Raw genomic sequence first — 13,400 nt, 5'->3', positions numbered from 1 at the left:
GTCTCGTCTTCAGCTTCTTTCTTCCATTTTTCACTACCCGTTCACTTTCACAATAGATACAGTTCATTTTTTTCAACCTTATACTGCGTAACAATTCTAGCTCTCACTCCCTAAGCAGACAATGCCCAGGAGACGACGAAACGATTTTTGTAGTATTGTTCGCAAAATTTACGAATTTCCTTTAAAACTTCATCAAGATCATTTTCCAATACTTCATCTAGACCATCAAGCAAAAGCAAAACTCTTCCTTCCTGTAATAGTTTTTTGAAGACTGAACTATTGTTGATTCCTTCTTTATGTAATTTATGTCCAATATAATAATCTAAATTGAATTTGTCTCGTTGCCTAGAATCCTCAGCAAATTCTTTTAAAAAAATAAAAATAGGCACTTGATGGGGGGCAAATTTCCCTTGATTGCATTGAATCGCCAAATGTTTTAAAAAAGTAGTTTTTCCGACTCCTGGACGACCCAATACCCTGAGCTTAGTATGGACCTTAGCCGCTTCTATACCAGCAATTTGTTGTTGTTCCACATCTCCCAATCCTACCCGATTAAAGTTTCTGGGATCAAGATTTTCCAGATCGGCGATCGCCAAATACTGCTGACTAGTAATTTTTTTTAATACATTAACGTCAATATAGATATCATTGATATTAACCGGGTGGCTAATATCCAAAAGTTGTAAAATACCACATTGATTTTCAATGATTTCCCGCAATTGAGAACGGGTTTGTTCCGCTAAAATTTCGATCTCAACATTTATGGGAAAACTTTTTTCTCCCAGCCCTGGAAATTCCGCTGGTGGATTATCAGCAATTTCTCGCCATTCCAAATTTAAAATTGAGCAGATGTCCATAAAAACATGGCGATCAACTGGTTGTCCAGTGAAAAAACGCCAAATCGGTTGACGGGTTTTAAGATTAACTTCGGCGGCCAAATCCTCTTGGGTCCAACCCGTGATCGTGAAAGATCTTTTCGCCTGTTGAATTCCGGCAGGGGTAGCTTGGAGTGATCGTTTGACCATAAGTCAGAAAAATATAGTTAAAATAGAACCCTGGCAAATATTGAATTGAATACAGTCAAGCACGGTTGATCAAAAGAAGATTGAGATAAAACAAACTCCCATTAAGTTCGTGAAACAAGCATTGTCACCCGCAGATATGTCTTATTTTTGATTCAATCAGCTATGTAAACCTAAAAAACTTAATTAATTACTTGTAACCCCTTGCCAAAGAAGGATTTGGTCTAACCCACAAGCCGTTTTTTAAAAAGAATTTTGGACTCTAACATGCCCGCATTCTACAAATTAACCACGGAATCGCCCGTTCGTAATCGTACATAATCTAGAAAAAACTCTTGTTTGCTGACATTCTCTACGATAATCTTGATTACTTTCCATTTCACCGTCTTTTTGTCCTTGCTCAGGATTAATTATTCTGGCCTTTTAAATGGTAAACTGGTAAACTTGACTTACTTGAGCAGAGCGAACACGGGAACGAAAAATAGACTCCTCTTTGACGTAGCTTTTCAGCGCCATGTTTTGATAATCTTTGGACTTGATATTTTACGATGAAGTGGATGGGGCACAAATGCCGGGAATACTAGTTTTAATTTCCACTTCTGTGTAGCCTGTTCCCCTAAGTAGACTGCCCACGGCAATTTCTGCCTGTTCATTGGCCCGGTCTAAAATGCCTTGGTCACAGGCGGCGGCGGTGATTTTAGCTAGGGTTTGTCGTTGGGCTAAACTTTGTAACTCCGGGGCGGTGTCGGGGCCTAGGTTCAAAAATCCCCGGTCGTATTGGTAGATGCGGGAGCGTTCCACGTCAATTTTTTGGTCAAGAATCTGCGGCGGTGGCAGGGTAATAATCAGCTTTTCGCCCCTTTGTTCAATGTTTTGTTCATTCAACTGTTCCAGATCGATGCCGGCCCGTACTTCTCCGTAGCCGATATAGAGCAAATCGGTGCGCCCCAAGGTGAAATTGCCCCATTGCCGTTCCTGGCTAGTGGGGACTACGGTTTCCATGGCAAAAATTGTGGTGGTTAATTGACTGACTGCCCGGATTTGTTGCACCACGAGGGTAGAAATTTCCGCTTTGGCCTCACCATTGCTGATGCGGAGCCAAGGGCTAATGGTACGCAATCCCTGGCCAATACCGATAACGGCGATCGCCATGGTTAGAACTATGCCCCCAGCCCCTAGAAGGGGAAGCCGCTGAGAAATTTTTGGGGCTGGTTGCAAAGAAGATAGTTTTTCAGCCATGGTGCAAGAAATGTTTGAGGGAGGAATAACTTAATTGTAGTAGCTGGGGATCGCTATTTTAATGGATACTATTGCCGTGGCTGTATGGGACAATGGGAGCACCTCCATCGTCATCTATAAATCAAACAAGGGAGTGGGCTAAATTCCGCAATACTTGGCTAGGGTCTTACTGGTGTGGGAGTTAATCTTTGTTGAGCAGTTAACGGCGATCGGAGTAGCCATGGCCACGGCGCAGTCACTGCTCAACCTAGACAGGTTAATTTTGGCAATACTCTGAGCACAAAATTACGACATAGATTTAAATACCATTGGTAATGCTTACGGGCAAATTTAATAATTTTTAAAAATTTAAGGATCAATTTTCGTTAGAATTATTCCTATTAATTTATCAATTAACTTTACTTGGCTCCATAAAAATTATGACAGATAGCAGCCAGAGTCTCACTCTAATTAAATGTCCCACTGGCATCCAAGGTTTTGATGAAATTACCAACGGCGGCTTACCCCAGGCAAGGCCAACCCTCATTTGTGGCTCCGCCGGCTGTGGTAAAACCCTGTTTGGAGTGGAATTTTTGGTGCGAGGGGCGATCGAATATGAAGAGCCAGGGGTTTTAGTCACCTTTGAGGAAAGTGCTAAAGAAATCACTCAAAACGTGGCTTCTTTGGGTTGGGATCTACAGGATTTAATTGCCAAAGAAAAGATTTTTATCGATCACATTTATGTTGAAGCCAGCGAAATTGAAGAAACGGGGGAATATGACCTAGAAGCTCTCTTTATTCGGTTAGGTTATGCCATTAACAAAATTGGTGCAAAACGGATCCTGTTAGATACAATTGAAGTCCTTTTTTCTGGTTTAGATAATGCCAATATTGTCCGGTCAGAATTACGACGTTTATTCCATTGGTTAAAGGAAAAAGGCGTTACTGCCATTATCACCGGGGAACGGGGCGACAAGAATTTAACCAGGCAGGGCTTGGAAGAGTATGTGTCTGATTGTGTTATCAAACTTGACCAAAAAACAGTGGAAGAAATTGCCACCAGAACCATTCAAGTTGTTAAATATCGAGGCTCACGCCATAGCAATAATGAGTATCCTTTTTTAATTGAAGAAAATGGCATTTCAGTGTTGCCCATCACCTCCCTGGTGCTCAATCACAGTGTTTCCCAAGAGCGAATTTCCACTGGCATTCCCCAGTTAGATGAAATGTTCGGCGGGCAAGGTTATTACCGGGGTAGTAGTATTTTAGCAACGGGAAGAGCCGGCACAGGCAAAACCACCCTAGCATCATTTTTTGCCCAAGCTACTTGCCTGAGGGGGGAACGGTGTTTATATCTCGCCACGGAAGAATCCCCCCAACAAATTTGCCGTAATTTAAGATCTATCGGTTTAGATTTATCTCCTTATTTAGAAAGTGAATTACTGCAATTTGATGCTATTCGCCCCACTAACTACAATTTGGAAATGCGACTCTTTAAGATCCATAGTTGGGTTAGGGATTTTAAACCTAGTTTGGTAATTGTGGACCCCATGAGTAATTTGATTATGAGTGGAAGCTTAAATCAAACGAAAAACTTTTTTATGCGCTTAATTGATTACTTAAAAAGCCAACAAATTACCGTCTTTTTAACGGACTTGACCGGGGGCAATGTGGGCTATGATAATGAACAAACAGAGATTGGGGTGTCCTCTTTGATGGATACCTGGCTGGAGTTACAGACCCTGAAGGTAAATGGAGAACGAAATCGCATTCTCTATATTTTGAAATCCAGGGGCATGATGCACTCTAACCAAGTGCGGGAATTCATTCTGAGCAGTGATGGGGTAGATTTAATTGAAGCTTACATTGGAGATGGGCAAGTTTTAACCGGCACCCAAAGAATTAATCAGATGTTACAAGAAGAGGCGATCGCCAAAAAACGACAACAAGTCCTGGAGCTGGAAAAACGCAATTTTGAGCGAAAAAAATATTTACTGCAGGCGGAAATTGATGCCCTGCAAATGAAATTAACTAGTCAAGATGAGGAACTAGAAGTACTAATGTTGGAAGAGGAGGAATTCAAACAAACGATGTTAGCCAATCGTAATCTGATCCAAAAATCTCGTCACATTCACTAAAATCCCTGAGGACTAAGGAGCCGTCCACTATGAAAAATTCAAGCGATTCACTTGATAATCAAAACCCAGAGATTTGGCAACTGCGCCTTTACGTAGCGGGACAAACCTCCAAATCCCTCACTGCTTTTGCGAATTTAAAAAAGATTTGTGAGGAATATTTAAACGGCCAATACCAAATTGAAATTATCGATTTGACCCAACACCCCGAGTTGGCGATCGAAGATAGTATTTTAGCCTTGCCTACGTTAGTGAGAAAGTTGCCCGAACCAATCAAAAAAATTATTGGTGATTTATCTAATACAGAAAAAGTACTAGTGGGTTTGCAAATTTTATCCCCTATGGATTAGAAAATTTAGCATTTTAGGTTATCAAAATGACTGATCCAGAGGATTCAAAGCCCACAATCAAAGAAGTATTTGAGCAATTTGTTGCTGAATCTGAAGAACAGTATTATGTCCTGCGGCTTTACATTGCAGGAAATAGGTTCCAGTCCTTGAAAGCTTTACAAAACATAGAGAAAATCTGTGAAGAATATCTCCACGGCCGCCATGAAATAGAAGTGATTGATGTTTACCAACAAACAGAAGAGGTTGTCAAACACAATATTATCGTCGTCCCAACTTTAGTTAAGGAGAGACCTTTACCGACACGGAGGATAATTGGTAACTTATCAGATACCCAAAAAGTATTGATGGGTTTGGATATCATACCGAGGCCTCTTCCCGAAAAAAAGCGATGAGCGTCCCCTCAGAAAACCATTTAAATATTTCGATAACTAAGTATAAATTGTTCAGGAATTCAGCTAGTTATCTAAAACTATTGGGCATCCAGCTTCAACACCGCCATAAACGCTTCCTGGGGTACATCCACCGTCCCGATCGCCTTCATGCGTTTTTTCCCCTTGGCTTGTTTTTGCAACAGCTTTTTCTTACGGGAAATATCACCACCATAGCACTTAGCTAATACGTCTTTACGCAGAGCCGGAATATGCTCACTGGCAATGACCTTGGCCCCGATCGCCGCTTGGATGGGTACTTTGAATTGATGACGGGGAATTAACTCCTTCAGCTTACTAACCATGGCCCGGCCAACGTAATAGGCCTTATCCCGGTGGACAATCATGGCCAGGGCGTCCACCCCATCACCGTTGACTAAAATATCCAATTTAACTAGGGGATTTTCCCGGTAGCCAATTAGTTGATACTCCATGCTGGCATAGCCCTTGGTGCGGGATTTAAGTTGATCAAAAAAGTCCGTCACCACCTCCGCTAAGGGCAATTCATAGATCAATGCAGTGCGGGTTTGGGTGAAAAATTTCATATCCTTGAATACCCCCCGCCGACTTTGACACAGTTCCATCAACGTCCCCACATAGGTTTCCGGGGTAATCATTTCCACCTTGATGAACGGTTCTTCCACCTTCAAACGCTTTTGAATGGGAGGCAACAAACTAGGATTATCCACCTCAATCACTTCTTCCTCGGTGGTGGTGACCCGGTAAATTACCGACGGGGCAGTGGTGATCAAATCCAGGTTATATTCCCGCTCCAACCGCTCTTGGACAATTTCCATATGCAGTAAACCCAAAAAGCCGCAGCGGAAACCAAAACCCATGGCGCTGGAAGTTTCCGGTTCGTAGGACAGGGCCGCATCGTTGAGTTTTAACTTTTCCAACGCATCTTTTAAATCGGGATATTGATCCGCATCGATGGGGAATAACCCACAAAAAACCATGGGGTTGGCTTCGGTGTAACCTGGTAAGGCCTCCGCTGCTGGAGCATTGGCCATGGTAATGGTATCCCCTACCCTGGCATCGGCCACCGCTTTAATGGCCGCCGCAAAATAGCCTACTTCCCCAGCGTGTAATGCTTCCACCTGCACTTGGGTGGGGGACAAAACCCCCAACTCATCAATGACGTATTCCTTACCGGAGGCCATCAGGCGCACCTTGTCGCCCTTCTTCACCTGGCCGTCCATCACCCGGAAATAAACCACTACCCCCCGGTAAGCGTCGTAATAACTGTCAAAAATTAAGGCCCGCAGGGGTTGGTCTACCGTATCGGCCGGGGGAGGCACCTGTTGGACGATCGCCTCGAGGATGTCGTTCACCCCAATACCGGCCTTGGCGGAAGCTTGGATGATGTCAGTGCAATCGAGTCCCACCACCTCTTCAATTTCCGCCGCTACCCGGTCTGGCTCCGCACTAGGCAAATCAATTTTGTTGAGAACGGGAATAATTTCCAGGTTATTGTCCAATGCCAGGTAAACGTTGGCTAAGGTCTGGGCTTCTACCCCCTGGGACGCATCCACCACCAGCAACGCCCCTTCACAGGCGGCCAGGGACCGGGATACTTCATAGGAAAAGTCCACATGGCCCGGGGTGTCGATCAGATTAAGCACGTAATCCTGGCCGTCCTTGGCTTTGTAATTCATGCGGGCGGCTTGGAGCTTGATGGTAATGCCCCGCTCCCGTTCTAAATCCATATTGTCCAGGAACTGCTCCTTCATTTCCCGTTGTTGCACCGTATCTGTCACCTGCAACAGGCGATCGGCCAAGGTGGATTTACCGTGGTCAATGTGGGCAATGATCGAAAAATTGCGAATGCGGCTAACGGGGACGTCGGTCATGGGGGCAGGGCAATGGGAGTGTGATCAATTAAATCGCCTCCACATTGTAATCCTTTCCTCGGTTAGAATTGCGGACTCCCCCCTCAGTCGTCCCCCAGGCGATCGGGGTCAATCCCCTGGGATATGAGGTAGTTAGCTAGGCGATCGGCCCTGCTTTTTTCCTGTTGAAGTAGTTGCTGGGCTGTTTCCGCCGCTTCCTGGGGAGTGGGCACCAAGGCTCCGTCAGGGAAAAAGTACCTTAATTGTCCATTTTTTATGCCCATAAAAAGTTCTAATTCCTCGCTCCAGCGTTGTCCTGTCCCAGTCAGGGGAATTGGTTCGTAGCGATGACCGACTAGGCGAAAGCCTTCAAATTCTAGGGTATCAGGGGAAAACCAGAAATATTCCGGAGTGCGAAAATGGTCTTGGTAAAGTTGCTTTTTTAGGCTAGGGTCAGTTGAGGCAGTGCTGCTAGACAAAAGTTCAATGATTAGGTTTGGGTATTGACCGTCTTCCTCCCACACTACCCAGGAAGGACGGGGAGTTTTTTCAACCCCTTTAATTAAAAAGAAATCTGGACCACGAAAATCTCGATTTTTGAGCTGTTGACGGCTGAAATAAATGGTTAAGTTTGCCCCAATAAAGTAATCTTGGCGATCGCGCCACAGCCAATCTAAGCAAGCTACCAACAACATTAATTGGTCTGAATGTAGGGAGCTTTCCATTTCCGGCTCATCGCTTAGCAGTAATTTGGCATTGGGCATTTGTGCTTCAAATTGGGACGCAGTTTGGTACATAATATTTATTTTATCCTCCCAGGATTAAGCAATGGAGAGAGCAGACTATGGCTGTCAAGGGCTTCTGCAGTTTGCTCAACATTTGCCAAAGTTAGCAAGTCCAGTTGCTGGTTAAAAATTTCTTCGATCGCCAACAGTTGATAATCGGTGGTTAAAAAGCGGTGGTCTGGGGTAGCACGGATCACAGAACCATCTTCCAATTCATATTCAAATACTTCTTGCTCTCCCCGGTCATGCCATTGGGCGATCGCCTGGGTGTAAACTCTCCCTTCCGGATCAACGCTATACACAGAACAATTAATTTCTTCGCTCACAATTTTACCAATGGGCAATGGGCCGTACTCAACGGTTAAAATTTCGCTGTCAAAACTGAGGCAATATTCGGCAAACTTAACCATTTGATCAAACAAATTTTCCGCCGTGCGGGAAGGAACTCCATGTTTAGTGGAACCATCGACAAATTTTGCCCGATGTTTTTGCATTTCTTCAGCTTTCTTTTTGCCCATCGCCCGCCGCAACAAATCCGCTTCTCCTAGGGAATAATCAGCTAAATCCTGAGCCATTTTCATGATTTGCTCTTGGTACACGAGAACTCCATAGGTTTCGTTGAGAATGGGTTCCAACAGTTTATGTTGATAGGAAATTTCTTCCCGGCCGTGTTTACGGTTAATAAAAATAGGAATTAACCCTGCATCCAATGGTCCAGGGCGATATAAAGCCAAAATGGATGAAATATCCTCAATGCCAGAAGGTTTTAGATCCCGCACAATCTGTTTCATGCCCTGGGATTCCAACTGGAAAATACCTTCTAAATCCCCTGCTTCCAGTAATTTATGGGTCTTTTTAACGTCATCGGGTAACTTTTTTGAACCGGTGCGGGCGCGAATTTGTAAAGCTTTTCGTTCCTGTAAAGGCAAATCATCTAAATCCAATTGAACACCCTTGGTTTCTGCTATTAACTCCACTGCTCGCTGTAGGGTGGTCAGATTTTTCAAGCCTAAAAAGTCCATTTTCAACAGACCCATGGCTTCCACATCTTCCATGTAATACTGGGTAATTACCGCCCCATCATTATTTTTTTGCAACGGTACAATTTGATCCAACGGTTCGGAAGAAATTACTACCCCAGCGGCATGGACACCGAAGGTTTTGTTAGTGCCTTCAATGCGAATGGCCATATCGATCCATTTTTTTACCCAAGGTTCGTTATCATAGCGGGCTTTAAATTGGGGCTCTGGAGTTTGGTCGGAAATCATTACCTTTAATTTGGCCGGTTTACCCCGGGAAACAGGGATCATTTTGGCCATTTTGTCCGACTCTGCATAGGGAATATCCAGCACCCTAGCCACATCCTTGAGTACCGCTTTGGAAGTCATGCGGTTAAAAGTAATAATTTGGGCAACCTTATCTTCCCCATACTTTTGGGTTACATACTCAATCATTTCATCCCGGCGATCGATGCAAAAATCCGTATCCACATCGGGCATTGATTTTCGTTCTGGGTTTAGGAAACGCTCAAAAATCAGTCCATGATGTACTGGATCAATGTTGGTGATTTTCATGCAATAGGCCACCAAAGACCCCGCCGCTGACCCCCGCCCAGGCCCCACGGGGATACCATGATCTCGGGCATATTTAATGTAATCCCAGACCACCAGAAAATAGGTACAAAAACCCATTTTTTCTAGCATTCTTAACTCATATTCCAAGCGCTCTTTATATACCGCAGGAATGTCAGCCCTTTCCCGACATTTCAACCGCTCCAATAAACCATCCCAGGCAATGTCTTCCACATAGGTTTCGGGGGTATGGTTGGGGGGAATGGGATAATGGGGGATGCGGGGTTCCCCTAAAATGCTGTAGGCTTCAATTTTATCGGCCACTTCCACCGTATTGGCGATCGCCGTTTCGATAATGTCGTCCGGTAAATGATCCCGAAAGAGCGAACGCATTTCATCAGCAGATTTAAGGTATTCAGTGCCGCTGTAGCGTAATCTTTTTTCTTCGGTAATTAACTTACCTGTTTGGATGCAAAGCAGGGCATCATGGGCTTCCACATCGTTACAGGAAATAAAATGGGAATCGTTGGTGGCAACAATTTTAATGTCTAATTCCTGGGCAATTTTAACCAAGTTAATGTTAACTAAACGGTCTTCCACTGAACCATGGTCTTGGATTTCTAAGTAATAATCATCTCCGAATAAATCTTTGTACCATTTGGCTACTTCGCGAGCGTGGTCCAAATCCCCTTTTAAAATGGCTTGGGGCACTTCCCCCCCTAGGCAGGCACTGGTGACTATCAACCCTTCTTTGTATTGCTCTAGCAATTCTTTATTAATGCAGGGACGGGCAAAAATACCGCTACCTTGGATGCCTTTCAGGTTAGAAATGGTGGTGAGTTTAACTAAATTTCTGTAGCCCTGATTATTTTTAGCTAAAACTACCTGGTGGAAACGACGGTGACGCTTATTAATTTCAATATCACCATTAATCACATACATCTCGTTGCCGATGATAGGTTTAATCGGTTTACCCCGGCAAACCTTCAGCAACTCCACCGCCCCATACATCACCCCATGGTCCGTCAAGGCGATCGCCGGCATACCCAACTCAATGGCACGGTCAATCAAAGCGGGTAATTGGGAAGCCCCATCCAGGAGGCTATAGTCACTGTGGATATGGAGACCGACGAAGGACATGGCTAGAAATGTAACAACAGACCCCTATGATAAACCTTTTACAATGGGGACTATCGCCGGAATGCTTAATTAAGCTCATTCAGGGGCAAGAACATTGTTAAGATTTTCTCAATTATATTCTGATTAATAGACAAAAAAAATCTCTTATTTTATGTCAACCCTACTTACCGATCCTCATTTAAAACGTAGACAAATTTTCCTTTCCCTAATTAAAAAAAGGGTCAAACCTGGCACTGGTAGCAGCCTCACTTTTTTAAATAAACGAACTTGGACTTTACCCGTGATTGATCTTCGTCAATTAATCAAAGATGTTCCCTTTGCCGTAGTAGGGGGAGTAGCAACCAGGCTGTACATGCCGGAACGGATGACATTGGACCTTAACATTATAATTTCAGCTGATAAAGCGCAACTAGCCTATCAAAACTTAAGAGATGCCGGGGCAACCAAAGTGAACGATTTAACAATTCCCGGTAGTCAGTGGAATCTGCCCAATGGGACTTCATTGGACGTGCTCGAAATTAATGAACCTTGGTTAGAAACGGCTCTTGAATCTCCCAATTATGCCCCTGATGGTTTGCCAATTATTGACTTGCCCTATTTGATTTTAATGAAGTTAAATGCCAGCCGCAGCCAAGATTTAGCTGACATCAGTCGCATGGTTGGATGCGCTACGGATACTCAACTCGAAAAAGTTAGAATAATGGTCGCCAAATACTTACCAACGGCAACAGAAGATTTAGAAAGTTTAATTATGTTGGGTAAACTAGAACAACGGACAGATTAAATATTAAGACTAACTTCCTACCGGGGCACCACCAGCATTTGTTCCAATTGGCGAAATAATTCGGGATTTTTTTGTAAATAATCAATAATACCGGTCCCTTGGCGAGCCATCTCATTCATCAGCCCTGGCATGGCTTGGATTTCTTGAATGAGGGTGGGATTATTCCTCAATATTTGCTCCATGGTTTTAATCACCAAGTCTGGATTTTCCCGTAACAATTGCTCTGCTTGTTGAACCAATTGGGGATTTTGCTCCAGTTGTCGTTGCACTTCGTTGAGGTCGATCGCCTGGGCTTGTAAGACGGGGACATTAGCTTGAATAATCTGTCCCGAACCTCCAGCTTCCACGGGAAAAACGGCCAGAGCAAGGGTTAAACCACCGGAAACAATGGAGGAGAACATGGAACTTGGGAAACGGTGAATAAGTTTCCCCAATTCTAGCCTGAGTAATTAGTGATTGCTGTGATCCATGGGTTTCTCCATGGGCTTTTCCATCATGGGCATGTCCTGGGCCGGCACTGCTCCATGGCCCTTACCACCTTTGTGGCCACCAAAATAGGACATACTCACGTCGCCAAAGGCTACCATTCCCATGGTGACAAATCCAGCGGCGATCGCCCCCATACCCACCATGCCAACGGAAATTACCCCCATCGGAACAATGCCAATGGCCACTACCCCCATGGGAGCTACCCCCACTGCCACATAACCCGTTGGGGTGATACCAAAGGAAAATAGGCGGGCTTGGTACCATTTACGGGAAGGGTCTACACTGCCGCAATCCATGGGCTGATTGTCTTCTGGCGGCTTGGTTTCAAGGGGACTTTCCATAGGGAGGGGGAACTTAGTAAATTACTGCTAAAAGAATGCCCCCCATCCTAGGCAAAATATTGGCCAAGGGTCAAAAGACAGCCTGTCAAACTTAACTTTTGGTTAATGAATCCATTTGCGGGGTTCACTGGCTCGACGGATGTTACGCCAAATTTGGGTGGCGGCCAAGGTGCCATCGGCCACTGCTACGGACACTTGATTTAAGCCCTTTTTTAAATCTCCCAGGGCAAAAATGCGGGGATGGGTAGTTTGGGCCATGTCATTGGTGACCAAGTTTTCCCCTTCCCATTCCAGGCCCTCTATACCCTTGAGGTAATGGTTATGGTACACCGACCCCATATTAATCAAACCTGTTGTTGCTTCGATCACCGTGCCGTCCACCAGTTCTACTCCGCTCATTTTGTGGTCCTCCCCTAAAAATTTGGCGATCGCCGCTTCGTGGAGGGGATAACCGTGGTCTGCTAACTTGGCTTTCATTTCATCGCCGACAGTGCAGAGCCCATGGGTCAACACGGTAATGTAGGGCGTAAACCAATTCAAGACAAAGGCGGCATTAATTTGCCCTTCGGTGCCCGCAATCAGGACAGCCTTTTGGTCCCACATATCAAAGCCGTCACAGATCATGCAAACGTGCAGGGTATAGCCGGCATAGTCATAGACATTCTGCATATCCTCCAACTGGGGCAGGTTGTCGATGATGCCCGTGGCGGCGATCACATATCTAGCCCGAAAAATTGGGTATTGACTATCTTTTTTGCCTACCTTTACCTTCACTGCCAGGGTATCTCCTTCATCGGTCACATCTTCCACGTAACCCCGCAGCAAATCCGCGCCCCAGTGGAGGGCCTGTTGGGTGCTGTGGGTGATAATGTCCCGCCCCGGTGTATCAGGATCTAGCCCCACATAGTTGCGTAAATCCTGCATCCAGAAGGAGCGGCCCCGCCCTTTTTCCACCACCAGACACTTCAGACCATAGCGGGCTAGATAGATGGCCGCAGACAAGCCCCCCATGCCTCCCCCTAAAACGATGGCATCGTAAACCGTGTCGAGACGGGCATCTAAATTTTTGCTGGATAATTTCATGGGGCCTCTCCTCGGCTTAATGTTGGCTAACTACTGACGGACTAAATAGACAAATGGATATGGAGCTAGGTTTTAGCTCACCCAAAGCTTCCATCTTCAGTATAAATCTCTAATTTTGTCCGGGGTCGATGGGCTTTTCCGCCGCTGGGGGAGCCGGCAGAGCGGTGTTATTGCCATTGCTGGGGTTTTCCGGTGGGGGAATAACCGGTACCTGGTTAACGG

13 protein-coding genes are annotated in these 13,400 nt (G+C 45.0%); 5 read left to right on the top strand and 8 right to left on the bottom strand.

Annotated elements, in window-relative coordinates; all coding sequences use genetic code 11:
* Window positions 1-110: 110 nt before the first annotated feature.
* Window positions 111-833 (bottom strand): NACHT domain-containing protein, encoded by a 723-nt coding sequence (locus tag IQ217_RS17760; RefSeq protein WP_228024270.1) that lies wholly within the window; start codon window positions 831-833, stop codon window positions 111-113.
* Window positions 834-1,565: 732 nt separating this feature from the next.
* On the bottom strand, window positions 1,566-2,261 hold the full coding sequence (locus IQ217_RS17755) for a DUF4230 domain-containing protein (protein WP_194021146.1): 696 nt from the start codon (window positions 2,259-2,261) through the stop codon (window positions 1,566-1,568).
* Between the two features lie 154 nt (window positions 2,262-2,415).
* Here IQ217_RS17755 and IQ217_RS19310 point away from each other — a divergent pair, with 154 nt between their 5' ends.
* The 4 genes from IQ217_RS19310 to IQ217_RS17740 all read left to right on the top strand — a co-directional run bounded on the left by IQ217_RS19310 (window position 2,416) and on the right by IQ217_RS17740 (window position 5,117).
* Complete coding sequence (locus tag IQ217_RS19310; protein WP_265583655.1) at window positions 2,416-2,538, top strand: hypothetical protein; 123 nt, start codon at window positions 2,416-2,418, stop codon at window positions 2,536-2,538.
* A 142-nt stretch (window positions 2,539-2,680) separates the two neighbouring features.
* Window positions 2,681-4,378, top strand: coding sequence for a circadian clock protein KaiC (gene kaiC, locus IQ217_RS17750; protein WP_194021145.1), 1,698 nt, complete (start codon window positions 2,681-2,683; stop codon window positions 4,376-4,378).
* 29 nt (window positions 4,379-4,407) lie between these two features.
* On the top strand, window positions 4,408-4,725 hold the full coding sequence (locus tag IQ217_RS17745) for a circadian clock KaiB family protein (protein ID WP_194021143.1): 318 nt from the start codon (window positions 4,408-4,410) through the stop codon (window positions 4,723-4,725).
* A 26-nt stretch (window positions 4,726-4,751) separates the two neighbouring features.
* A complete protein-coding gene (locus IQ217_RS17740; protein WP_194021141.1) occupies window positions 4,752-5,117 on the top strand; it encodes a circadian clock KaiB family protein in 366 nt (121 codons plus the stop codon).
* A 77-nt stretch (window positions 5,118-5,194) separates the two neighbouring features.
* On the opposite strand, the gene lepA is transcribed toward IQ217_RS17740, so the two are convergent.
* The 3 genes from lepA to IQ217_RS17725 form a co-directional block, all read right to left on the bottom strand.
* Window positions 5,195-7,006, bottom strand: coding sequence for a translation elongation factor 4 (lepA, locus tag IQ217_RS17735; RefSeq protein ID WP_190599158.1), 1,812 nt, complete (start codon window positions 7,004-7,006; stop codon window positions 5,195-5,197).
* A gap of 83 nt (window positions 7,007-7,089) precedes the next feature.
* The gene (locus tag IQ217_RS17730) at window positions 7,090-7,782 is read right to left on the bottom strand and encodes a Uma2 family endonuclease (RefSeq protein ID WP_194021139.1); all 693 of its coding nucleotides are present in this window, start codon (window positions 7,780-7,782) and stop codon (window positions 7,090-7,092) included.
* A gap of 5 nt (window positions 7,783-7,787) precedes the next feature.
* The gene (locus tag IQ217_RS17725; protein ID WP_194021137.1) at window positions 7,788-10,481 is read right to left on the bottom strand and encodes a DNA polymerase III subunit alpha; all 2,694 of its coding nucleotides are present in this window, start codon (window positions 10,479-10,481) and stop codon (window positions 7,788-7,790) included.
* 151 nt (window positions 10,482-10,632) lie between these two features.
* Between IQ217_RS17725 and IQ217_RS17720 the strand changes: the two genes are divergently transcribed.
* Window positions 10,633-11,265, top strand: coding sequence for a hypothetical protein (locus IQ217_RS17720; RefSeq protein ID WP_194021129.1), 633 nt, complete (start codon window positions 10,633-10,635; stop codon window positions 11,263-11,265).
* A 17-nt stretch (window positions 11,266-11,282) separates the two neighbouring features.
* Here the strand turns inward: IQ217_RS17720 and IQ217_RS17715 are convergent, their stop codons facing one another.
* The 3 genes from IQ217_RS17715 to IQ217_RS17705 form a co-directional block, all read right to left on the bottom strand.
* Window positions 11,283-11,666: a hypothetical protein gene (locus tag IQ217_RS17715; protein ID WP_194021127.1), complete on the bottom strand. Its 384-nt coding sequence runs from the start codon at window positions 11,664-11,666 to the stop codon at window positions 11,283-11,285.
* A gap of 48 nt (window positions 11,667-11,714) precedes the next feature.
* Window positions 11,715-12,095 carry a hypothetical protein gene (locus IQ217_RS17710; RefSeq protein WP_194021125.1) on the bottom strand — a complete coding sequence of 127 codons (381 nt, stop codon included), beginning with the start codon at window positions 12,093-12,095 and terminating at the stop codon, window positions 11,715-11,717.
* A gap of 102 nt (window positions 12,096-12,197) precedes the next feature.
* Window positions 12,198-13,178: an NAD(P)/FAD-dependent oxidoreductase gene (locus tag IQ217_RS17705; RefSeq protein ID WP_194021124.1), complete on the bottom strand. Its 981-nt coding sequence runs from the start codon at window positions 13,176-13,178 to the stop codon at window positions 12,198-12,200.
* Window positions 13,179-13,400: the final 222 nt, after the last annotated feature.

Origin of the sequence: Synechocystis salina LEGE 00031, from assembly GCF_015207985.1 — a bacterium.
Lineage (GTDB): Bacteria > Cyanobacteriota > Cyanobacteriia > Cyanobacteriales > Microcystaceae > Synechocystis > Synechocystis salina.
This window is presented reverse-complemented; position numbering and strand designations above follow the sequence as displayed.

What these genes read in the sequence shown, in the direction of transcription:
- kaiC (WP_194021145.1), top strand. Translation starts at nt 2,681, where the DNA reads ATGACAGATAGCAGCCAGAGTCTCACTCTAATTAAATGTCCCACTGGC.
- IQ217_RS17710 (WP_194021125.1), bottom strand. Translation starts at nt 12,095, where the DNA reads ATGGAAAGTCCCCTTGAAACCAAGCCGCCAGAAGACAATCAGCCCATG.
- IQ217_RS17755 (WP_194021146.1), bottom strand. Translation starts at nt 2,261, where the DNA reads ATGGCTGAAAAACTATCTTCTTTGCAACCAGCCCCAAAAATTTCTCAG.
- IQ217_RS17740 (WP_194021141.1), top strand. Translation starts at nt 4,752, where the DNA reads ATGACTGATCCAGAGGATTCAAAGCCCACAATCAAAGAAGTATTTGAG.
- IQ217_RS17715 (WP_194021127.1), bottom strand. Translation starts at nt 11,666, where the DNA reads ATGTTCTCCTCCATTGTTTCCGGTGGTTTAACCCTTGCTCTGGCCGTT.
- IQ217_RS17745 (WP_194021143.1), top strand. Translation starts at nt 4,408, where the DNA reads ATGAAAAATTCAAGCGATTCACTTGATAATCAAAACCCAGAGATTTGG.
- IQ217_RS17705 (WP_194021124.1), bottom strand. Translation starts at nt 13,178, where the DNA reads ATGAAATTATCCAGCAAAAATTTAGATGCCCGTCTCGACACGGTTTAC.
- IQ217_RS17725 (WP_194021137.1), bottom strand. Translation starts at nt 10,481, where the DNA reads ATGTCCTTCGTCGGTCTCCATATCCACAGTGACTATAGCCTCCTGGAT.
- IQ217_RS17720 (WP_194021129.1), top strand. Translation starts at nt 10,633, where the DNA reads ATGTCAACCCTACTTACCGATCCTCATTTAAAACGTAGACAAATTTTC.
- IQ217_RS17730 (WP_194021139.1), bottom strand. Translation starts at nt 7,782, where the DNA reads ATGTACCAAACTGCGTCCCAATTTGAAGCACAAATGCCCAATGCCAAA.
- lepA (WP_190599158.1), bottom strand. Translation starts at nt 7,006, where the DNA reads ATGACCGACGTCCCCGTTAGCCGCATTCGCAATTTTTCGATCATTGCC.